The organism is Actinomadura sp. 6N118, assembly GCF_044326415.1.
GTDB lineage: Bacteria > Actinomycetota > Actinomycetes > Streptosporangiales > Streptosporangiaceae > Spirillospora.
Map to the genome: position 1 here is coordinate 372,093 of NZ_JBIRAZ010000007.1, position 22,022 is coordinate 394,114.

The 22,022-nt window shown below is 71.0% G+C and carries 18 protein-coding genes; 14 read left to right on the top strand and 4 right to left on the bottom strand.

Features of this window, described 5'->3' with window-relative positions:
- Window positions 1-10 precede the first annotated feature (10 nt).
- Complete coding sequence (locus ACH34W_RS20665; RefSeq protein WP_395962550.1) at window positions 11-1,297, bottom strand: coenzyme F420-0:L-glutamate ligase; 1,287 nt, start codon at window positions 1,295-1,297, stop codon at window positions 11-13.
- On the bottom strand, window positions 1,294-2,232 hold the full coding sequence (gene cofD / locus ACH34W_RS20670; protein WP_395962551.1) for a 2-phospho-L-lactate transferase: 939 nt from the start codon (window positions 2,230-2,232) through the stop codon (window positions 1,294-1,296). Before cofD ends, ACH34W_RS20665 begins: the two co-directional genes overlap by 4 nt.
- Window positions 2,233-2,422: 190 nt before the next feature.
- On the opposite strand from cofD, the gene ACH34W_RS20675 reads away from it, so the two are divergent.
- From ACH34W_RS20675 to ACH34W_RS20690, 4 genes are all read left to right on the top strand, one after another.
- Window positions 2,423-3,463, top strand: coding sequence for a hypothetical protein (locus ACH34W_RS20675; protein ID WP_395962552.1), 1,041 nt, complete (start codon window positions 2,423-2,425; stop codon window positions 3,461-3,463).
- 205 nt (window positions 3,464-3,668) lie between these two features.
- Window positions 3,669-3,932, top strand: coding sequence for a WhiB family transcriptional regulator (locus ACH34W_RS20680; protein ID WP_067487041.1), 264 nt, complete (start codon window positions 3,669-3,671; stop codon window positions 3,930-3,932).
- 147 nt (window positions 3,933-4,079) lie between these two features.
- The gene (locus ACH34W_RS20685) at window positions 4,080-7,505 is read left to right on the top strand and encodes a glycosyltransferase family 2 protein (RefSeq protein WP_395962553.1); all 3,426 of its coding nucleotides are present in this window, start codon (window positions 4,080-4,082) and stop codon (window positions 7,503-7,505) included.
- Complete coding sequence (locus ACH34W_RS20690; RefSeq protein ID WP_395962554.1) at window positions 7,506-8,951, top strand: DUF5719 family protein; 1,446 nt, start codon at window positions 7,506-7,508, stop codon at window positions 8,949-8,951.
- A 210-nt stretch (window positions 8,952-9,161) separates the two neighbouring features.
- Here ACH34W_RS20690 and ACH34W_RS20695 read toward each other — a convergent pair whose 3' ends face one another.
- A complete protein-coding gene (locus ACH34W_RS20695) occupies window positions 9,162-10,031 on the bottom strand; it encodes an esterase/lipase family protein (RefSeq protein ID WP_395962555.1) in 870 nt (289 codons plus the stop codon).
- Between the two features lie 377 nt (window positions 10,032-10,408).
- Window positions 10,409-10,837 carry a metallopeptidase family protein gene (locus ACH34W_RS20700; protein ID WP_395962556.1) on the bottom strand — a complete coding sequence of 143 codons (429 nt, stop codon included), beginning with the start codon at window positions 10,835-10,837 and terminating at the stop codon, window positions 10,409-10,411.
- Window positions 10,838-11,045: 208 nt separating this feature from the next.
- Here ACH34W_RS20700 and ACH34W_RS20705 point away from each other — a divergent pair, with 208 nt between their 5' ends.
- From ACH34W_RS20705 to ACH34W_RS20750, 10 genes are all read left to right on the top strand, one after another.
- Window positions 11,046-12,899 carry a substrate-binding domain-containing protein gene (locus tag ACH34W_RS20705; RefSeq protein ID WP_395962557.1) on the top strand — a complete coding sequence of 618 codons (1,854 nt, stop codon included), beginning with the start codon at window positions 11,046-11,048 and terminating at the stop codon, window positions 12,897-12,899.
- Window positions 12,896-14,113, top strand: coding sequence for a sensor histidine kinase (locus ACH34W_RS20710; protein WP_395962558.1), 1,218 nt, complete (start codon window positions 12,896-12,898; stop codon window positions 14,111-14,113). Before ACH34W_RS20705 ends, ACH34W_RS20710 begins: the two co-directional genes overlap by 4 nt.
- Window positions 14,110-14,799 (top strand): response regulator, encoded by a 690-nt coding sequence (locus tag ACH34W_RS20715; protein ID WP_395962559.1) that lies wholly within the window; start codon window positions 14,110-14,112, stop codon window positions 14,797-14,799. Before ACH34W_RS20710 ends, ACH34W_RS20715 begins: the two co-directional genes overlap by 4 nt.
- Window positions 14,800-14,940: 141 nt before the next feature.
- Entirely contained in the window at window positions 14,941-15,321 is a 381-nt protein-coding gene (locus ACH34W_RS20720) for a DUF3499 domain-containing protein (RefSeq protein WP_395962560.1), read from the top strand.
- 160 nt (window positions 15,322-15,481) lie between these two features.
- Window positions 15,482-16,831: a phosphomannomutase/phosphoglucomutase gene (locus ACH34W_RS20725; protein WP_395962561.1), complete on the top strand. Its 1,350-nt coding sequence runs from the start codon at window positions 15,482-15,484 to the stop codon at window positions 16,829-16,831.
- Entirely contained in the window at window positions 16,828-17,010 is a 183-nt protein-coding gene (locus tag ACH34W_RS20730) for a Trm112 family protein (protein ID WP_395962562.1), read from the top strand. Before ACH34W_RS20725 ends, ACH34W_RS20730 begins: the two co-directional genes overlap by 4 nt.
- Complete coding sequence (locus tag ACH34W_RS20735) at window positions 17,007-18,152, top strand: bifunctional phosphoglucose/phosphomannose isomerase (protein ID WP_395962563.1); 1,146 nt, start codon at window positions 17,007-17,009, stop codon at window positions 18,150-18,152. Before ACH34W_RS20730 ends, ACH34W_RS20735 begins: the two co-directional genes overlap by 4 nt.
- On the top strand, window positions 18,153-19,127 hold the full coding sequence (locus tag ACH34W_RS20740; protein ID WP_395962564.1) for a cation diffusion facilitator family transporter: 975 nt from the start codon (window positions 18,153-18,155) through the stop codon (window positions 19,125-19,127).
- A gap of 506 nt (window positions 19,128-19,633) precedes the next feature.
- Window positions 19,634-21,295: a sensor histidine kinase gene (locus ACH34W_RS20745; protein ID WP_395962565.1), complete on the top strand. Its 1,662-nt coding sequence runs from the start codon at window positions 19,634-19,636 to the stop codon at window positions 21,293-21,295.
- A 21-nt stretch (window positions 21,296-21,316) separates the two neighbouring features.
- On the top strand, window positions 21,317-21,988 hold the full coding sequence (locus ACH34W_RS20750; protein WP_395962566.1) for a response regulator: 672 nt from the start codon (window positions 21,317-21,319) through the stop codon (window positions 21,986-21,988).
- Window positions 21,989-22,022 lie beyond the last annotated feature (34 nt).

The following is a 22,022-nucleotide window of genomic DNA, read 5'->3' on the forward strand; positions in this document are numbered from 1 at the left end:
TCCGGCCCGGCTAGCGCACCTCGATGAACGCGTCGGGGCTGCGCGGCGGCCGGTCGCGCGGCGGCGCGGCGGCGTGCCCCACCCCGATCGCCCCCATGGGGTCCCACTCGTCCGGGATGTCCAGGGCCTCGCGAACGACGTCGCGGCAGAACATCGTGCTCGACACCCAGCAGGAACCAAGCCCCTCGACCGCCAGGCCGACCAGCAGGTTCTCCACGCCCGCGCCCATCGCGACGACGAACATCTCGCGCTCGGCGCCCGCCCGGCGCGCGTCCGGGTAGTCGTGCGAGCCGTCCATCACCAGGCACGGGACGATCAGGTACGGGGCACGCCGGAGCACATCGCCGCGCCGCAGCCGCTTGGTGATCGACTCCTCGGAGAAGCCGTCGCGGCGCAGATCCGCCTCCCACGCGTCGCGCATGGCGTCCAGCAGTTCGATCCGGGCGTCGGCTGATTCCAGCAGGACGAAACGCCAGGGCGTCGTGTGGTGCGGGGCGGGCGCGGTGATCGCGGCGGCGACCGCCCGGCGGACCACCGCCGGGTCCACCGGCTCGTCGGTGAACTCCCGGATCGTCCGGCGCGCGTGCAGCACGTCGGACGATCCGTACCGGAACATGTCCTCGGACGACGGCCGCACCAGCGCACGCGCCCCCGGGCCGTCCTCCTCGGTGACCAGCCCGCCCATGCCGCGGACCACGGCGATCGGCACGCCGTCGAGCTTGCCCTTGACCAGCTCGGCGGCCGACGCGAGCTCGTCGGCGATCGCCGTGACGGTCGCCTCCAGGCGGTTGCCGTACGCGTCGTCCCGGCCGCGCAGGTCGTCCAGCGGCGCCAGCCCAGCCACACCGATCGCGGCGTCGGTCAGGCCGATCCGCCATGGGCGCCCGAGCGTGTCGGACACGATGACGGCGGCGTTCACGCCGGTGCGCTCGCGCAGCGCGGCGCGGATCCGGCGGGCCGACTCGTCCGGGTCGGCGGGCAGGAGCAGCACGGTGCCGGGCGCGGTGTTGGAGGCGTCGACGCCGGCGGCGGCGAGCACGAGTCCCTGCCGCGTCTCGACGATCCGCGTCTCACCGTGGGCGTGCGCCCGGCGGGCCACCACCCGGACGGTCTCGGCGTCGATCGCCTTCTCGCGGTCGTCGGCGACGAGCACGCGGCCCTCGGCCTTGCTCACGATCTTGGACGTGATCACGAGGATGTCGCCGTCCTCGATCGTCCCGGCCGGCACGAGGGCGGCGATGTCATCGCCCTCCTGTACCTGCGGCAGTCCCTGGAGCCCGAACACCTGCAACGTCACGCGAGCTCCTCGGCGAGGTCGAGCGCGGCACGGGCGATGGCCGCGGTGGCTTCCGGGTCGCTCATCAACAACGGACGGGACCGCACGTCCATGCCGTCGACCCGTACGCCGGAGTCCGCCTCTGCCACCAGCCACCCGTTCACCAGGTCCGGCCCGTACAGCTCGGCGACGGCCTGGGCGGAGGTCTCCACGCCGATCGCGGTGAGGCACGCGTCGGCCATGCCGCGCACCGGCGCGCCGCCGATGATCGGGGAGACCCCGACCACGGTCTTGGCCGCGACGGCGGCGCGGACGCCCGGCACGGACAGGATCGTGCCGATGCTCACGACCGGGTTGGACGGCGGGAAGAGCACGACGTCGGCGGCCTCGATCGCCTCCAGTACGCCCGGCGCGGGCTTGGCGTCCTCGGCGCCGACGAGCGCGATCGACTCGGCGGGGATCGAGGCGCGCAGCCGTACCCACCACTCCTGGAAGTGGATGGCACGCCGCCCGGTGTCCGGATCGTCGATCACGACATGCGTCTCGGCCTGGTCATCGGTCATCGGGATCAGCCGGACGCCCGGCTGCCAGCGGTCGCACAGCGCCTCGGTGACGGCCGACAGCGGATATCCGGCCGCGAGCATCTGGGTGCGCACGATGTGGGTCGCGAAGTCGCGGTCGCCGAGGCCGAACCAGCTCGGTCCGACCCCGTACTCCAGCAGCTCCTCCTTGACGGTGAAGCTCTCGCCGGTCCGGCCCCAGCCCTGGTCCTCGTTGATGCCGCCGCCGAGCGTGTACATCACGGTGTCCAGATCGGGACAGACCCGGAGTCCGAACAGCGTGATGTCGTCGCCGGTGTTGCCGATCACTGTGATCTCGGCCGCGGGGGCGGCCGCCTGCAGTCCGCGCAGGAAGCGGGCTCCGCCGATGCCGCCCGCCAGCGCCACGATCCTCATGCGGGCCAGCCTAGGGCGCCCGAGGCCCCGCCCCCGACGCCGGTACGGCTCTTGTACCGCACTTGGCCGCTCTATGAGGCACGCCGCGGGTAAACACCTGCCTGGACGATCATTGCCTGGCGTACGCCGGGCAGCACGATGTGCAAAGCTTTGGGTAGGAAACCGATTCCCTCTGTCTGGAGAGATGGTCGTGAATAAGGAAGCCGTCCAGCGTTTGCGTGAACCGGCCGCCTGGGTACTGGTCGCCTCTGCCGGCCTGCAACTGCTCGCCGGCATCATCGGCCTCTTGTCCGGAAACAGCTTCAAGTACAACGCGTTCTCGGAGATCTCCGGCGGTACTTTCACCAGTGTCGCCGTCGTCGGGCTTCTCGTGCTCGCCGTGTTTCTCGTCACCTGGCTGGACCCGCCCACCTCGCAGGCGCGCACCATCGTGATGGGTGCCCTCGGCGTGCTCGGCGGCATCGCGCTGTTCACCGTCATCTCCTGGCTGGCGGGCATGCTCGCAGGCGGGGACGGCGTGACCGAAGTCAAGATCAGTGCTTCGGCCAAGCTCGCCGCGTTCCTGGTCGGTGTCGCCAAGCTCGCCGTGATCGGCATCGGCGGCTGGGTCATCTTCACGGTCTTCCAGGGCATGCAGCCGACGCGCCCAAAGGCGGCGGCGCCCGGCCAGGTGCCCGGCCCGTACCCCGACTACGGCTACCAGCAGGGCCAGCAGGGCCAGCAGGGTCAGCAGCAGTACGGCCAGCAGCAGGGCTACGAGCAGCAGCAATACGGCCAGCAGGCCGGCTATGAGCAGCAGCAGGGCTATGGCCAGCAGCAGTACGGCCAGCAGGCGTACGGCCAGCAGGGCTATGGCGACCAGGCCCAACAAGGCTATGGCGACCAGGCTCAGCAGGGTTACGGCGACCAGCAGCAGTACGGGCAGCAGCAATACGGCCAGCAGGCGGGTTATGACCAGCAGGGCCAGCAGGCCGGTTACGACCAGCAGGGCCAGCAGGGCCAGCAGCAGTACGGCGGCCAGGCCGGATACCAGCAGCCCGCCGCCGAGGAAGAGGGCGCCGGGGAGTGGACCCGTGCCTACGGTGGATCATCCGACGACAGCGGCCAGGGCGGCGGATACGGCCAGCCCGGATACGGGCAGCAGGGCCAGCAGGGTCAGCAAGGGCAGCAGGGAGAGCAGAGCCCTGAAGAGGGCGGCGACTGGTACCGGGACAACCGTCCGCCGCAGTGAATATCTGACGGCCGGAACTGATCACTGGTCAATCTCGATCGTTTCGATCCCCAAATAGCTCCCTATGTCACCCCGGAAACTTGTTCCGCTTGACGGACCGGGTCTTACACGCGTGTAATTTCGTGCGTGTAGTTCTATGCCTTCTCGGGGGATGGAGCTGAGGGAAGGCATTGACCAGGGGGCTCCACGGGCTAGGAGGTGCGCTGTGAGCGAGGTAGTGATCCCGCTGGCGCACGGCACAGACGGTGAAGAGTTGGGCTGGCAGGAGCGCGCGCTGTGCGCGCAGACGGACCCGGAGGCATTTTTTCCGGAGAAGGGCGGCTCCACTCGCGAGGCCAAGAAGGTGTGCCGGGCATGCGAGGTGCGGGCAGAGTGCTTGGAGTACGCGCTTCAGCACGATGAACGTTTCGGAATTTGGGGAGGACTGTCGGAGCGCGAACGCCGCAAGCTGAAGCGCCAGGCCGTCTGACCGGGTAAGCCCTGGCCCCTCGTTCGAGGGGGACCTCCCCGATCTAGGGGGATCCCAGGGCGGGTCTCCCGGGCCACGCGTACAGTGGTCAGCCGTGCCGGCCCATGGGCCGGCACGGCTGCTGCCCGTCGACCCCGCGAGCGCCCCTTGTCGACTCCACTCTCCCGCCCAGCCGATCGCAGCCCTCGCCCAGCCGATCGTCACGTCGTCACGGCCGTCCTTGTCGCGCACGAGGGTGCTCGCTGGCTGCCGGAGACGCTCAAGGCGCTGCTGACCCAGACCCGGCCGGTGCAGCGACTCGTCGCGGTCGACACCGGCAGCCGGGACCGCGGTCCCGCCGTGCTGGGAGAGGTCGTGGGTCCCGGCAACGTGCTCACACTGCCCCGGACGACCGGATATGGCATGGCGCTGGCTGAGGCGCTGAAGCATCCCGCGGCCTCGGTCCCCGTCCCTGACGAGGCACCGGGTGAGCCCCGCACCGAATGGATCTGGCTGCTCCACGATGACTCGGCGCCCGCGCACGACGCGCTCGCGCTGCTGCTGCGGGTGGCCGACGCCGACCCCAACGCGACCGTCCTCGGCCCCAAACTCCGCGACTGGACCGACCGCCGGGTGCTGCTCGAACTGGGCGTCACCATCGACGGTGCCGGCCGCCGCGAGACCGGCCTCGACCGCAGCGAGTTCGACCAGGGGCAGCACGACGGCATCAAGGATGTGCTCTCCGTCGGCAGCGCCGGGATGCTGGTGCGCCGGGACGTGTGGGAACGGCTGGGCGGCTTCGACACCGAGTTCGGGCTTTTCCGCGACGACCTCGACTTCTGCTGGCGGGCGCACGCCGCCGGGCACCGGGTGGTCGCGGTCAGCGACGCGGTGGTCTTCCACGCCGAGGCGTCCCGGCGGGGAGTGCGCGAGATCGGCATGTCGGCCGAGTCGCCGCGGCGCCGTGACCGCCGCAACGCGCTCTACGCCCTGCTGGCCAACCTGCCCGTGTTCCCGATGGTGCGGACGCTGGTCCGCAACATCTGGTCGACGTTCGTCCGCATCATCTTCCTGCTCGTGGTCAAGCAGCAACAGGCGGCGAAAGACGAGCTGGGTGCGCTCGGCGACGTGCTGCGGAGCCCGCGGCGGTTGATGCGCGCACGCGCCGCGCGAGCCGATGGCCGGCGGCACGTCTATCACTCCATCAAGCGCTACCAGGCCCGGTGGGTAGCGCTGCGCCAGACCTTCGAGGCGCTGGGGAACCACCTGGCCGCCAAGAGCGCCGCCAAGAACGCGGCCAGCCGCCGCCACGACGAGGATGTCCCGATCCCCGACAGGCCGAGTGTGATCCGCCGGTTGCTCGCGCACCCGGGGCTCGTGCTCGTCCTGGGCCTCACCGTCGTCTCGATCGCCGCCGAGCGTTCGCTGATCATCGCCGCCGGGCGGCTCGGCGGCGGTGCGCTCGTGCCGGCCTGGGGCGGTGCGGACGAGCTGTGGGCCCAGTACGTCTCGGGCTGGCATCCGGTCGGCCTCGGATCGGACGCGGGCAGCCCGCCGTACGTGGCCGTCCTCGCGCTGCTGTCCACGATCACGTTCGGCAAGCCCTGGATCGTCGTCTCGGTGCTGCTGCTCGGGAGCGTCCCGATGGCCGGGCTCGCGGCCTACCTCGCGGCCAGGCTCGTCGTCTCCGACGACCCGGTGTCCGGCCGGCGTGTCCACCACCCGCGCCGCCGCGTCCCCGCGCCGTACATCCGGGCCTGGTTCGCGGCCGTGTACGCGCTGTTGCCCGCCGCCACCGGCGCCATCGCGGGCGGCCGGCTCGGCACCGCCGTGGTGATCGTGCTGCTGCCGCTGATCGCCGTCCAGGTGGCGCGGATGTACGGCCTGCCACGGAAAGCCAGGCCCGCCGATCCGGTGCTGCGGCACAAGCGTGCACGGCGTGCGGCCTGGTGTGTCGCGCTGCTGCTCACGGTGGCGATGGCATTCGTTCCGCTGACCTGGCCGCTCGCACTCGTCGCGGGTGCCCTGACCTGGGTGCTCTTCGAGAGCCGGGCGCGTGGCGGCGGCCGCCGCAACCTGGTCATCGCGCTGGCGACGCCGCCGCTGCTCCTGCTGCCGTGGACGGTGGGCCTGCTGCTGCACCCGTCCCGCTTCTTGCTCGAAGCGGGGCTGCACACGGCGGTCACGCCCGCCGCCGCCCGCGACCTGCTTGCGCTCAACCCCGGCGGTCCGGGCACCCCCGCACGCTGGACGATGTACGGGCTGCTCCTGATCGCGATCTGCGCGCTTCCGCTGCGCGGCCGGCGGACCGCCGTGCTGGCAGGCTGGATGCTCGCCATCTTCGGTGGCGTCACCGCGATCCTGGTCAGCATGGCCACGGTGTCGAAGGGCGCCGACGAGGCACCGGCCTGGCCGGGCGTGGCACTCGTCTTCGCCGCCGCGGGCGTGCTCCTGGCCGCCACCGCGGCGGTGCAGCGCGGTGTGGAGGTCCTCGCCGGCCGCCACCTCACGTACCAGGCAGGCGGGGCGGTGGTCGTGCTCGCCGCGCTCAGCGTGCCCGTGCTCGCAGCCGGAGTCTGGATCGCTCAAGGCGCCGGCGGTCCGCTCGGCAAGGTCGACCCCGATGTCATTCCCGCGTTCGTGAACGCGCCGACAGGGCCGCGGACGCTGGTCATGCACCGCGAAGGTTCCGGCCGCGTCGCCTACACCGTCGTACGCGGCCGCGAGCCGATGCTCGGCGAGGCCGAGACACCGGTGAACGAGACGGCGCGGCGCAGGATGGACGGATTCGTCGCCGGGCTCGCGGGCGGCCGGGTCGGCGACGGCCAGGCGCTCACCCGGATGGGCGTCCAGTACGTCCTCGTGCCCCGGCCCGGACGCGACGCACTGACCGGAATCCTCGACGCGAACCCCGAGCTCACCCGGCTCAGCCGCACGCGCGACTTCGGGACCTGGCGCCTCCCCTCGTCAGCGGGTCGCCTGATGTTGCTGGACGACGGGGTCGTGACGCCGCTGACCGCCGGGCAGACTCCGGCCGTCTCGGCGACCGTGACCGTCCCTGCCGGGACCGGCCCCCGGATGCTGCTTCTCGCCGAACCTGCCGACGGCGGCTGGCGCGCCGAGTTCAACGGCGCCGAGGTCACGTCCAAGACCGTGGACGGCTGGGCCCAGGGCTACGAGTTGCCGGCGAGCGGCGGCGAGTTCGAACTGTCGCGCGGCATGATGGTGCGGCACCTGTGGGTCGGCGTCCAGGGGATCGCGGTCCTGCTGGTCGCCGCTCTGGCGCTGCCTGGTGTGCAGCTGGAAGGGCAGGTCGCGTCCGGCGGCCACGGGCGTCATGGCCGGGCCCGCAGACGCCGGGCACGCGCCGCCGCAGGCTCGCTGGTCCGCCGGACGGAGTCCCTCCGCCTCCGACGAGGCGTTCAGCCTGAGACGGCCGAGGGCGCGCCGAGCGAGTCCGGAGCACCTGGGCCGAATGAATCCGAAGCGCCGGGGCCGAGTAAGTCCGGAGAACCGGGGTCGAGCGAGTCCGGCGAACCGGGGCCCATCGAGACCGTGGACGCTCAGCGGGCCGGGTCCGAGGAGCGTACGTAGATGGACAAGATCCTCCGCCTGCTGGGCTTCCGCTACGCCACTGCCGGCCTCGTGCTGGTGGCACTGCTGGCGCTGTACGGAGCCGCGACCCTGTCCCGCCCCGAAGACCGCACGCGGACCGCGGCGAAGAGCGTCGAGGTGCCGGTGGCCTGGGCGTCCCTCGTCTGCCCCTGGGGCGGCGAGGACGGGCGCCTGAGCCTCCTGACGCCCCCCAAGGGCGCGTCCGGCAGCGGCAAGGTGGACGTCGTCCAGACCACGAACGGCAAGCCGCTCGCCTCGGTGCCCAACGCGGGGACGTCCTGGGCCAAGGACATACGCCGCGACAAGAACGACTCGTTCACCGTCCGGGGCAGCGGGCCGCTCGCCGCCGGGCTGGAGGCCGAACGGACCATCCACTGGCCCGGCGGGCCGGACCGCGGGCTGGCAGGGACCCGATGTGCCCGCCCGGGGACGGACCTGTGGTTCCTCGGCCCCGGACCGGTCGCCGCCGAGCGCATCGACCTCTACCTCACGAACGTGGACGCACAGCCCGCCTCGGTCGACGTCACCGCGCTGTCCGGCGAGGGACCGCTGGACACCGTGGACGGCCACGGCATCCCCGTCGAGCCGTACAGCACCAAGATCGTCCGCATCGGGAAGTCGCCCGAAGGGCTCGGCGACATCGTGACCACCGCGCGCGATCTGGCGCTGCACGTGCGTGCCGGGACCGGCCGGGTGGCGGCCTCCATCCGGGTGCGGGTCGACGAGAAGAAGGGCATCGAGTGGATGCCCTTGTCGCCGGCGCCCGCCACCTCGCTCGTGGTGCCGGGAGTGCCTGGCGGCGGCGGGCGGCGCCAGCTGCTGATCGGCGTGCCCGGCGAGCAGGACGCCCGGATCCGCATCCAGGTGATCACCGCCAGCGGCGCGTTCGCCCCGCAGGGACAGGACGTACTGGACGCCCCCGCCGAGACGGTGACCCCGTTCGATCTCGACCGTGCCCTGTCGGGCAAGCCCGCCGCGGTCAGGCTCGTGTCCGACCGGCCGATCGTCACGGGCCTGTCCGCCCAGCGCGGCGCCGACGTCGCGTACGGCACAGCCACACTGCCGCTGGGTGCGCACGGCGGCTTTGTCACCGACAACCGTTTCTCGGCGTATCTCCAGCTGACCGCGCCCGCCGGCGCCGCCACCGTCCGGGTGACGTCGGTGGACCCGAAAGGCCAGGGCTCACCCCAGGACGTCAAGGTCGGAGCGGGTCGGACGGTCGAGATCAAGCTCACCGGCCCGGGCGAAGGGGGCTATGGCACGCTGATCGTTCCGCGACCGGGCTCAGGTCCCGTGCACGCCGCGCGCAACCTCGCCACAGGCAAGGGCGACAAAGGGCTCTTCACGATCCTGCCTATCGGCCCGGCACTCAGTACGGTCACCTTGCCGCCAGTGGGAGACTCCCAGACCGCGCTCATTCCCTGAGCGCCTGAGCGCGATGTGAGCCCCGTCCCCTCAGGCCGGGGCCCACCGCGAGAGTGGAAAGGGTCGATCCACTCACGTCTTCGCGATTCGCCATGTTCTCCGAGATCAGGGGCCGCATGGCGAACGCCTCAATAATCACGCCGACGCCGCGCCACGCGAAGATGCCCTGGGCCCATTCCGGCTAGTGCCTGAGAACTATGGCCCTGTCAATCAGTGCGCGGTCGAGGAAAGCGCGTCGTACATCAGCCGCAGAGGTCCTGGGCCGGTGCGATTACGCCAGGTCTCCCCGGAGTTGTTGGTGTACCGCGACTTCCAGCTGTTGCCGGTGCCTTTGTTCTTGATTGTGGTGTGCTCCAGGCCCTGCCCTGCGGCATAAATCGACTTGTGCTTCGCCCGCATGCCCGTCGCCGAGCCGCTGGTGATCATGTCGTCGTCACTCGCGCCGATGAGGGTCCAGTCCGTTCCGCCGGCCGCCTGGGGGTTCTGCCCGGCCCACTTGAGGAAGCCGCTGCCGGGCCGCAGGTCGCTGCACTGCTTCCAGCCGCGGAGCGCCGTGCATGAGGTCGCCCAGCTGGTGCCCGTGTGAGGCGAGCTGAACGTGACGACGTCCTTGATCTGAAGCTTGTCGGGCCAGTCCGCGTTCTTCCCGTACCGCCGCACGCCCTCGATGGCGGCGCGCACGACCACGCCGCCCATCGAGTGCGCCACCACGTCTACGGGTTTCCCTTGTTTCGTGTAGTGGTTGTGGATGTCCCAGGCGAGCCTGCGGCCCAGCTCCTGGACCCGCGTGTTGAGATTGCCGTTGAACTTGCGGGTGCAGCGGGTGTCCTTGGCGTAGAAGCCCCAGGTGACCAGGCTGCCGGTCCAGCCGCGGTTCTTAAGGGCGGCCTTGGCCGCCTTCCAGGCGCTCTCACAGTTGAGCTGCGCGTCACCCGCGGCGGAGTGGTTCCAGTCGATCCCGTGGACAAAGTAGACGGCTCCGGAGGGCGCCGCTTGTGCTGGAGTGGGGATGCTCAGTGTGCCGACGGCGGCCAGTACGGCGATCGCCGTACTGGCCACCTTGCGCGATATGGGGGGCATGCGCGGGGGCCCTTCATGACACGGCCATGATCCCGATGATCATGACGGTGCCATGATCATGACCGTTTGCCACCTTTCGCACCAGAGCCCCAGGTACAAAGCTCTAGGCCCCTGAGCACTACCGCAGCCCAACCCCCAAAGCAGTCACACAGGCCAAATCCGCGCACACACGGATGCCCTGTCGAGCTGACAGGGCATCAAGTCGGTAACAAGATGGCGACGTAGCGTGATGGCGGCTGAGACGACGCGGTCACGCGCGCGCTCAAAACGAGCGGCCGGGGCTATGCGCGCGGGCGCTCAGACGCGCGGGGATGCGCGGGTGCTCAGGACGCGCGGCGGTTGGCCTCGGGAGTGAGGATGATCACACGCGGGTGAGGTCAGTCGTCGGGGGTGTCGTAGCTCGGGTCTACGGATTCGGGGGAGACGCCCAGCAGGTCGGCCACCTCTTCTACGAGGAGGTCGCGGATGAGCCTGCCCAGGTCTCGTTCGCCGGTGGCGCGGGCCTCGACCGGGCGGCGGAAGACCGCGATGCGGACGGGGCGGCCGTTGTCGCCGGGCACGGTCTGGCCGAGCGGGACAGGGCCGTCGAACCAGGGGCCGAGGTCAGGGACCTCATCGACGGCGAACTCGACCTGCGCGAGCTCGCGCCCCCAGCGCTGTTCCAGCCGGCGCACCTCGTCGCGGACGAGGTCGTCGAAGCGCTCCGCGCGGGTGCGGGAGACCGGAGCCTGTGGGGGTGTCAGAGGGCCACGGAGGCCGCGGCCGTACCGGTCGCGACGACGCACGCGTGCCACACGGGATCGCACGTTGACCAGACTACCCGCCCGGCCCCCTGGTTCCTCCTCTCCAGGGCATTGACAGTCCGTCCATTGACAATTGGTCCAAGGAGAGTTGGGAGCTTTCGCCGGAAATTGAGCGCAATCGTACGATCTTGTTCATGGAGCTATGCCAGAGTAGGGCGGCGCGAGGATGACACTCGTTCCACGCTCTACGGCGCTGTCCGGGGAGACTGACATGGATGGATCATCCCCATGGTCCCCGCCGGGGGGCGACCCGGTGCCCCAGCCCCGGCGCAACCATGACCGGCTGACGGTCGCGGCGGCCCTCGCGCTGGCGGCCGGGCTGCTGCTCGGTGCGGGCGGATGGGCGTTGACGCGCGGCGGGCCCGACTGCGACGGCCGCACACAGTGGCTGGCCGTCACGGTCGATCCGGCCATCGCTCCCGCCGCCACCATCGTGGCCGAGCGCTACAACGCCGATCAGCGGGCGAAGGCACGCTGCGCGTTGGTGCGCGTCACGGCTGGAGACTCGGACCGGACATCGGCGTCGTTCGCGACCAGCCAGACCCCGCCGGACGTCTGGATTCCCGACTCGTCGTTGTGGATCGACCTGGCGCGCGGCAGGGCGAAGCGCACGGCGGGTCCTGGAACGGACGTGGCCTCGGTCGCATCATCGCCGCTGGTCTTCGCCATGCCGGCGCAGAGCGACGGTGCCGCACCCAACGAGGACGTGACCTGGCGGGGGCTCACGGCGGGCGTACGGTCCCGGAAGGCCAGCAGCAGCGCTGACAGTGGCGCGGGGCCCGGCGACGGTGACGGTGGCGCGGGAGCCGGCAGCGGTGACGGTGGCGCGGGAGCCGGCAGCGGTGCGAGCGGTGCAAGCGGGAAGGTGCGCCTTCGGATGCTCGACCCGGATCGGACCGGTGCGGGGATGGCGACCCTGCTGGCGTTGGAGGCATCGTCCGGCGGGCTCGACCGGTTCGCCCAGACGCTCCGTACGACCAAGCTCCTGCCCGCAGCGGGGGCCGGAGAACGCATGCGGGCCGAGAAGAAGAACGACGGGCGCGTGCACGTGGCCGTCCTGCCGGAGCAGTCGGTGTGGTCGCAGAATCGCAGCACCGGCTCCAAGCTACGAGCCATCTACCCGGCCGACCGCACGCCCTACCTGGACTTCCCCTTCACGGTCGTCACGACCAACCCGGACAAGAAGCGGATCGCCCACGACTTCCGGACCGCCCTGCGTTCCGCCCGGACGGTTGGTGATCTTCAGCGGACGGGCCTGCGCGGGCCCGTCGGCACCGTTCCCGCGTTCCGCGACGGCGGAGGCCGTAGCTCCCTGTTGCTGACGGGGACGGAGCTCTCCGCGCCCGCGTCCACCGGGATGGCAGTCGCCAAGCGGGGCGCGGCGGCGCGCATCCGGGGGGTCTGGCAGGACTTCGCGCGCGTCACCAACATCCTGGTCGTGATCGATCCCCCGAAGATCGCTCGTTCGGGCCCGGCGGCGGGACTGGCCGACCCTGCGATCCAGCCGCTGAGCGAGATGATGACCGCGCTGGGTGCGGGCTTCGCATCCATGCCTGACAGGAGCACGTTCGGGCTCTGGAGGGTGTCGACCGGCCGCGGCCGCCCGTACGACCCGCTGGCACGCGTCCGCGAGCTCGGCGACACCGATCCGGACGGCGTGGCGCACCGGTTGCGCCTCCAGGAGGCGCTGCGGAAGCTCCAGCCCCGGCAGGAGGGCACAGCGCGCCTGTACGAGGCGATCCGGGCGGCCCAGCGGGAGGTGACGCGCACCCACGTCCCGGACAAACTCAACGCCGTGGTGGTGCTCACCTCCGGAGCGGACAAGGGCGGCGGGCGCGCCGGGCGCGCGGCGTTGCGGCAGGTCAGGCAGTCCTACGACCGGAAGCGCCCGGTGAACGTGATCGTGCTCGACTTCGACGGCACGATCGCGCCCGAACTGGGGTCGGCGACACAGGCCACCGGCGGCTGCGCCTTCAAGATCGACAACTTCAGCCGGATCATGGCGCTCTTCCAGAGGTCGGACAGCATGCGCATCGCCGACGGCAACGCGGTGTGCGGCCCATGAACGGCTCGACCACCTGGGTGCGGCTGGGAGTCGCGTTCCGGCTGCTTCTCTCTCTGCGGCTGCTCGGGCTCGCCATGGCGGTGGCGCTGACGCCCGCCGCCCGGCTGGACGCGGGCCTTGCTCTCAGCGCGGCGGGGCTTGCCCTGCTGTCCACCGCCGGGATCTTCCTCTGGCGGCCGGTGCTGGCCTGGCTGGTGCGGTGGCCTGCTCTGTGCTGCGTGGACGCCCTTCTGGCCGCCGCCGTGCTCGTTCAGGGCGGGGTCTTCGGGGCGGCATTCCTGTTCACGGTGTCGACGTCGGCGATCGCCGGGGTCCTGTACTCGTGGCGTCCCGTGCTGGTGGTCTGCGTGACCCAGATCGTTCTCAGCTATGCGGCCGTGGCCCTGGGGGAGCCGGTCACGGGACGTCCGGACACGGCGATCCTCCTATCCGGCTTCTATCCCGTCGCGGCCTGCGCCGGAGTGTGCCTGCGGCGGCTCCTCGACCAGTACGCGGACGCCGAGGCCGCGCTGCGGAACGCCAGGACCGTCGCCGCAGCGGCCGAAGAACGCACCCGGCTGGCCCGCGAGATGCACGACTCGCTGGCCAAGACCCTGCACGGCATCACGATGTCGGCCACCGCGCTGCCGACCTGGATCCGCCGTTCGCCTGACAAGGCCGAGCACACCGCGCGCGACATCGTCGCCGCCCTCCAGGTCGCCACGCGCGAGGCCCGCGGGCTCATTGCCGACCTGCGGGACGAGGCCTGCACGCTGCCGCTGGACGTGGGGGTGCAGCGGATCGCCGCCGAGTGGAGCGCGAGCCAGGGGATTCCGGTCCGGCTCTTCGCCGTACCCGGACCGCCCGGCGACCACGATGTGCCGCTGAAGATCCGGTACGAGGTCATCTCGATCATGAAGGAGGCCCTCACCAACGTGGCCAGGCACGCCTGCGCGCGCCAGGTGGACGTTCACCTGACCTGCCAGGCGGCGGGGGTCGAGCTGGTCGTACGGGACGATGGCAGGGGATTCGCCGCGCCTGCGGGGGAGCGGCTGCGTCTCTTCGCGCGTGAGGGTCACTACGGGCTTGTCGGAATGGAGGAACGTGCACGTCAGGTGGGCGGCAGGCTCACCGTCGATTCCCGCCCGGGGGCCGGGACCAGCATCATGATCACTGTCCCCTCGGTGCCGTCTCCTGCCGCGGAGACGCCCCCGCCAGAAAGACGAGCCTCATGACCTCCAAGGATCCGCGCCCGATCCGGGTGCTCGTGGTGGATGACAACCCCGTGGTGCGGACGGGCCTGACGACCCTGCTGGAGTCGGGCGGCGTCCAGGTCGTCGGGGAGGCGTCCGACGGCGCCCAGGCGATCGAGCTGGCCCGGCATGCGTGCCCGGACCTCGTGCTGCTGGACGTGCGGATGCCGGTGATGGACGGGGTGACCGCGGCCGGGCCGCTGAGCGGGCTGGCCAAGGTGCTCATGCTGTCGTACGACTCGGACGCCGAAGTGATCGGCGCTGCGATCCGCAACGGCGCGGCGGGCTATCTCGTGCACGGCGCGTTCGGCGCGGAGGAGCTCGTCGCCGCCATCGTGGACACGGTCGCGGACCGCAGCAGCCCCCTGTCCCCGCAGGCGAGCCGCGCCGTCGTGGCGGCGCTGCGCGAGGGGCCCGGGGATCGCCAGGCCGCGGAGGCCCCGCCCGCAGACCGGCGAGCCGATCTCGGGCTCTCCCGGCGCGAGGCCGAGGTGATGGACCTCATCGCGCGCGGCCGTTCCAACGGTGAGATCGCCGCGATGCTGGTCGTCTCGGAGTACACCGTCAAGAACCACGTCAACCGCATCTTCGCCAAACTGGGCGTCCGTGCCCGGGGCGCCGCGATCGCCTGCTGGCTCGGCACCGCGGACTCGCCACCCCGCAGCTGAGGGGCCCCTAACCTCGCCCGGCGGCACAGTGCGCCGAACCCCGCACGGTATGTAGTTGTTACGTCGGAAACGGCCCGGTAACGGCGACACGTGCACGCGGGTGGTGGCGGAGGCGGCGGGAGGGGGGTACGGTCGGCCATCGTGAGCCCCGTCCGCATCTGCTCCCGCACCGCCTGTAAGGCGCCCGCAGTTTTCACGCTCACGTACGTCTACCGCGATTCGACCGCGGTACTGGGGCCGCTCGCCACGTACGCCGAGCCGCATTGCTATGACCTGTGTGCGGAGCACTCCGAACGGCTCACCGCCCCCATGGGATGGGAACTCGTCCGGTTGCCCGTCGGCGCCGAGACCGAGCCCAGCGACGACGACCTGGAGGCGCTCGCGGACGCGGTGCGAGAGGCCGCCAAGCCCGCAGCCGGTGGCCGCCAGGAGCCCGTCGGGCAAGGCACCGAAGTGGGCCGCCGCGGCCACCTGCGCGTACTGCGCTCCGACTCCGCAGGCACCCCCACCCCGCAAGACTGATCGCCCCGCCCCTGTGGCCGCGCCGACGGCACTGACCGTTGTCGGCCGTGACCACGCGTGTTCGCCCAGGCGTGGCCGGGCGCGACGGCGGTCACCGGTAGGCTCGGAACTCGTACGAGGAGTGCCGAACGCGGCAGAGCTTTTCGGATAGGGAGCAGGAGTGGGCGACCTCGCCAAGATCTTCAAGGCGTACGACATCCGCGGCATCGTGCCGGAGGAGCTCGACGCCGAGACCGCCGAGGCGATCGGCGCCGCGTTCGTGCGCGTGACCGGTGCCACCGCGGTCGTCACGGCCCACGACATGCGGGAGTCCTCCGGCCCGCTGGCCGAGGCCTTCGCGCGCGGCGCGACCGGCCAGGGCGCGGACGTCGTCGAGGCGGGCCTCGGCTCCACCGACCTGCTCTACTACGCCAGCGGCAGCCTCGACCTGCCCGGCGCGATGTTCACCGCCAGTCACAACCCGGCCAAGTACAACGGCCTCAAGCTGTGCCGCACGGGCGCCAAGCCGATCGGCCGCGACACCGGCCTCATCGAGATCCGCGAACTGGTCGAGAAGGGCGTGCCCGCCTACGACGGCGAGCCCGGCACGGTCAGCCAGCGGGACCTGCTCAAGGGCTACGCCGACCACCTCAAGACGCTGGTCGACCTCGTCGGCATCCGCCCGCTCAAGGTCGTCGTGGACGCGGGCAACGGCATGGGCGGCCACACGGTGCCGTCGGTGTTCGAGGGCCTGCCGATCGATCTGGTGCCGCTCTACTTCGAGCTGGACGGCACGTTCCCCAACCACGAGGCCAACCCGATCGAGCCGGAAAACCTGCGCGACCTGCAGGCCAAGGTCCGCGAGACCGGCGCCGACATCGGCCTGGCCTTCGACGGCGACGCCGACCGCTGCTTCGTGGTGGACGAGCGGGGCGAGATCGTCTCCCCGTCCGCGATCACCGCTCTGGTGGCCACCCGCGAGCTGGCCAAGCACCCCGGCTCCAAGATCGTGCACAACCTGATCACGTCCAAGTCCGTACCGGAGGTCGTCAGCGAGAACGGCGGCACCCCGGTGCGCACGCGGGTCGGCCACTCGTTCATCAAGCAGACGATGGCCGAGACCGGCGCGGTGTTCGGTGGTGAGCACTCGGCCCACTTCTACTTCCGCGACTTCTGGTTCGCCGACTCCGGGATGCTGGCCGCGATGCATGTGCTGGCCGCGCTCGGCGAGCAGACCGGACCGCTCTCGGAGCTGCTGACCTCCTACGACCGGTACGCGGCCTCCGGGGAGATCAACAGCGAGGTGGCCGACCAGGCCGCCGCCGCCGACCAGGTCCGCGCGGCGTTCGCCGAGCGGCCAGGAGTGACGATCGACGAGCTCGACGGGCTGACCGTCGGCACCGACGACTGGTGGTTCAACCTGCGCCCCTCCAACACCGAGCCGCTGCTCCGCCTCAACGCCGAGGCCTCCGACGAGCAGACCATGGCGGCCGTCCGCGACGAAGTCCTGGCGATCGTGAGGGGAAAGTGACCGTGAAGCTCGACTCCTGGCTGCTGGAGATCCTGGCCTGCCCCAACTGCGGCGGCAGGCTGCGAGCCGATGAGCAGGCGGCTGAGCTCGTCTGCACCGGCTCCTGCGGCTACGCCTACCCCGTACGCGACGACATCCCGGTGCTCCTCGTCGACGAGGCCCGCACCCCGGCCTCGTGAACAGGCAAACAGTCGACCCGGCCGCGCTGGACGATCCTGCGGCGATCGAGGCGGCCGATCCGGGTGGGATGCTTCGCCAGGTCGCGTCGTCGGCGGCGCAGATCCGCGAGGCCGGGCGCGCGGCCGTTGAAGCGGGCATCGACCGCCTGGCCGAGGACGGCCGCCCGCGGGCGATCGTGGTCGCCGGCATGGGCGGGTCGGGCATCTCGGGCGACGTCCTGGCCGCGGTCTGCGGCCTGGGCTGCCCGGTCCCCATCGTGACCGTGCGCGGCTACCAGCTGCCCGGCTGGGTCGGTGCCGCAGACCTCGTGATCGCGGTGTCGTGCTCGGGCGGTACGGAGGAGACGCTCGCCGTCGCCACCGAGGCCGCCCGCCGGGGCGCCCGGCTGCTCTTCGTGGGCGGCGCCGACTCCCCGCTCGCCGCGATGGCCGCCCAGACCCGCGCGCTGTTCGTGCCCGTGCGCTCAGCGGGCCAGCCCCGCGCGACGCTGTGGGGGCTGACCGTGCCGCTGCTGCTGGCGGCCCGCACGCTCGGGCTGGCCGACGTTCAGGACGACACCCTGGAAGCCACGGCCACGCTCCTGGAGGACGTCTCCCATCGCTGCCGTCCCGCGAGCGAGGCGTTCGTCAACCCGGCCAAGCGCATCGCGCTGGAGCTGGCCGGCGACGTCCCGATGGTCTGGGGCACGTCACCGCTCGCCGGCACCGCCGCGTACCGCTTCTGCTGCCAGCTCAACGAGAACGCCAAGTACCCCGGTGTCTACGGCGATCTGCCAGAGGTGGACCACAACCAGGTCGTGGCGTTCGACGGATTCTTCGCACGTTCCGGCGGTGGCTCCGACGACCCGGACGACTTCTTCCGGGACCGGACCGAGGACGCCGACCACGGGCTCCATCTGGTCGTGCTGCGCGATCTCGACGAGCACCCGCAGGTGCTCAAGCGCCGCGAGGTCTCGGTCGAACTGGCCCGCGCGCGGGGCGTCGCGGTGACCGAGATCGCAGCCGAGGGGGAGCATCCGCTGGAAAGGATCGCTACGCTGATCGCGCTCGGGGACTACGTGACGGTTTACTTGGCCATCGCGCTGGGCGTGGACCCCACGCCCGTGTCGGCCATCCAAGAGCTCAAGGCGAGGATTGCGTAGATGAGTGCAGAAGGCGGAACCAAGGCGATCGTCGCCGCGCTGGCCGCCAACCTGGGGATCGCGACCGCCAAGTTCGTGGCGTTCGCCTTCACTGGTTCGTCGTCGATGCTGGCGGAGGGCATCCACTCGGTCGCCGACTCCGGCAACCAGGGCCTGTTGCTCCTGGGCCGCAAGCGTTCGGAACGTGAGCGCACGCCGCAGCACCCGTTCGGCTATGGCCGGGAACGTTACTTTTACGCCTTCGTCGTCGCCGTGGTGCTCTTCACAATCGGTGCCGTCTTCTCGCTGTACGAGGGCTATCACAAGATCACCCATGCCCTCGATCACCCCGACGAGAAGATGAGCGCGGCGGGCTGGGCCTTCGGGGTGCTGATCATTGCGATCATCCTGGAGACGTTCTCGTTCCGTACCGCGATCCAGGAGTCCAACCGCGTACGCGGCGACAAGTCGTGGTGGCAGTTCATCCGCCGTTCCAAGGCGCCGGAGCTCCCCGTCGTCCTGCTGGAGGACCTGGGCGCGCTGGTCGGCCTGATCCTCGCCCTCGGCGGCGTCACCATGGCCGTCGTCACCGGCAACCTTGTCTGGGACGGCGTCGGCACGCTCGCGATCGGCGTCCTGCTGGCGGTCATCGCGATCATCCTGGCCATCGAGACCAAGAGCCTGCTGATCGGTGAGGGCGCCGGGCCCGAGGCCGAGGAGCAGATCATCGCCGCGCTCGAATCGGTGGACGAGGTCGATCACGTCATCCACATCCGGACGCAGTACGTCGGCCCGGAGGAGATGCTGATCGCCGCCAAGATCGCCGTACACCACGACGACACGGCCGCCGAGGTCTCCCGCGGCATCGACGCGGCCGAGGCCAAGATCCGGGCCCAGTTCCCCGAGGCCCGCCTGATCTACCTTGAGCCCGCCCTCGACGAGGTCGACCTCAAGAACGCCCCCGTCACCCCAGAGACCCCGGCCCCCTCCTCTTGATCGCTTGGATCAACGGGCCCTTGGGGTCGTTGGTCCGGGTGATCGCGTGCCGCGGCGAAGGTTGTCCGAGCGTGGATGCGTAAACGGATCCCGCTTGTAGAAAGGGGCAGCCGCCGGAAGTTGCAAGCGGCACGCAGATGTTGGAGGCGTGTTGGGAGGCGTTTCCCTCGCCGGCCGGCCGTTTTGCGCCGATCGACCCCAGCCCAGGCAAGACCGGCCGTGTCTCGGAGAGACACGCCCACGGACGACCAGCGAGGGCGCCTTCCCATGCTCCCCGTCCGGACCCCTGAAGCCGGACGGTTCTGGCGTGACCACGGCAGCTCCGCCGAACCCCCTATGTCGGAGGGGCTGCCGCGTAGGTCACGGTTAAGACATTACGTTCGCGTCCATCCCCCTTACGTCCCCCAAAAGGAGGGAAACGGAGTCGTCCTCTAGGGGGACATCCGGCGCACGCATAACACCGCACGGTGAGGTGAGCATCGGGGTAAAAGGGACAGTATTGATGAGTGACCGGCAACAACCATCCCAGCAGCGCCCCGCACCGTACGCGCGGGCATCCACCGCCACCCGCTGATGCGGCCGCACGCGGGGAGCCGTCCGCACCGATGGCCACCGAGTTCGGCCCGGCGCTCGCCCATCATGCCTGGCGGCTGTCCGGACGGGTCGTCGCCGGCCTCGGGCAGCTACTGCTGTGGATCATCACGGGTCTCGGCCGGCTGCTGAGCCCGCTCGGGAAGAGGCTCGGCGCGAAGTTGTACGGATCGGGCCGGCGCCAGCACGGAGCTCCTGCCATGTCGCCCGACGGGACCGCCGTCCTGCCGGGCTCCCCGACGCGTACCGCCCCGCTGCCTCGATGGATCAACGCCTGGGCGGAGTTCATGGCGTCCTGGTACTTCGCGCCGCTCACCGGGCTGGCGTTGACGATCGCCGCCCTCGCCGAGCTCGCGCCGCGTAGGGAATCGCCGCTGAGCGTGGCCGGTGGGTTCGCGGTGGCCGCCACGTTGCCGCTGGTGTGGCGGCAGGAGTACCTGCGGCCGGTGGCGGCGGTGGCGCTCGGCGCGTTCGCGGCGAGCCTGCTGACCGGGCAGGGCCTGCTGATCACCACCACGTTCGCGGCCCTCTACACGCTGTACGCGCTGGGACGGCAGCTGCCACGCCAGTCCGCAGGGGCGCTCGCGGTGGGCAGCCTGGTCACCGTCGCGGTGGTCTACTTCGCCACCAAGACGCTGGACGAGATCCCCTGGCCTGCGCCCGTGGTCGCGGTGCTGGCCGCGATCGGGCTCGGTGACGCGCGCCGCGCGGTGGAGAGCGCGGGGCGTACGGAGGCCGAAGCCGAAGAGCGCAACAACGAGACCCTCACGCGCCTCACCGCCGTCCAGCGGGAACAGGCGGTCATGCGCGAACGTGCCCGAATCGCCCGTGAGCTGCACGACGTGGTCGCCCACTCGGTGTCGATGATCGCCGTACAGGCCGAGACCGCCCCGTACACCATGGAGAACCTGTCCCCGGAGGCCCGCGCGGGCTACACCGAGATCGCCAAGACCGCGCGGGACGCCCTGGTCGAGATGCGGCGGCTGCTCAGCGTGCTGCGCGCCGACGCCAAGCCGGAGCCGGAGTCGCAGACGGCGCCGCAGCCCCGGCTGGACCGGCTGCCGGACCTGATCGACCAGCACCGCGGCGCGGGCGGCCAGGTGGATCTGGAGGTCCACGGCGACCCTCGCACACTGTCCACGACGGTCGAGCTGTCGGCGTACCGCATCGTTCAGGAGGCCCTCACCAACGCGCGGCGGCACGCGCCCGGTGCCGAGGTGCACGTGGACCTGACCTACCTGCCGGATCGGCTGGCCGTCCGGGTACGGGATGACGGCGGCTCGGCCCCGACCATGATTCTGAACCGTGACCCCTCCGCCACCCGTAGAGACGATGAGGAACCCGGCGGCGTGGCGCCGCGTCATACCGGGCAGACTCGTCTCCAAGCCGCGCCTCCCGCGGACTCCGCCGGCGGACACGGTCTGGTCGGAATGCGGGAACGTGCGACCATGCTCGGCGGACGTTTCTCCGCAGGACCGGCCGTAGCGGGCGGGTTCCTCGTGGAGGCCGAGCTCCCGCTGTCGAGGGAAGGGAACCCGACCCGTGATCCCGGTTCAGAGGCACCCGGTCATCGCTGAGCTCCGCGTGGAGCCGACACGATGATCAAGGTGATGATCGTCGATGACCAGACGATCGTGCGTGCGGGCTTTGCCGCACTTCTGGACGCACAGCCCGACATCTCCGTCATCGGCGAGGCCGGGGACGGCCGCGAGGCAGTCCAGATGGCCGAGAGCAACCGGCCGGACGTCGTCGTCATGGACATCCGGATGCCCGGCATGGACGGCATCGAGGCCACCAAGCGCATCCTGGGCCGACCGGGCGCCGACGGCGTCCGGGTGCTGGTGCTGACCACGTTCGACGTGGACGAGTACGTCTACGAGGCCCTTTCGGTCGGCGCCAGCGGATTCCTCCTCAAGGACGCCACCGCCGACGAACTGGTCTCAGCCGTACGCGTCGTGGCGCGCGGCGACTCCCTTCTGGCGCCCCAGGTCACCGGACGCCTGATCCGCGAGTTCACGACGCAGCGCCGCAACCGCCCTCAGGCCCCCGCGGAGCTGGCCACGCTGACGGCCCGCGAGACCGAGGTGCTCGTGCTGATCGCCGGTGGCCTGTCGAACGGCGAGATCGCCGCTCGCCTGGTGGTCAGCGAGCACACCGTCAAGACACACGTGGCCCGCGTCTTCACCAAGCTCGGCCTGCGTGACCGGGCTCAAGCCGTCATGCTCGCGTACGAGTCAGGCCTGGTGGTCCCGGGAGCCAAGAGCACCTGACACGCCAAGACCTCGCGGAGCGAGGGACCGGTTT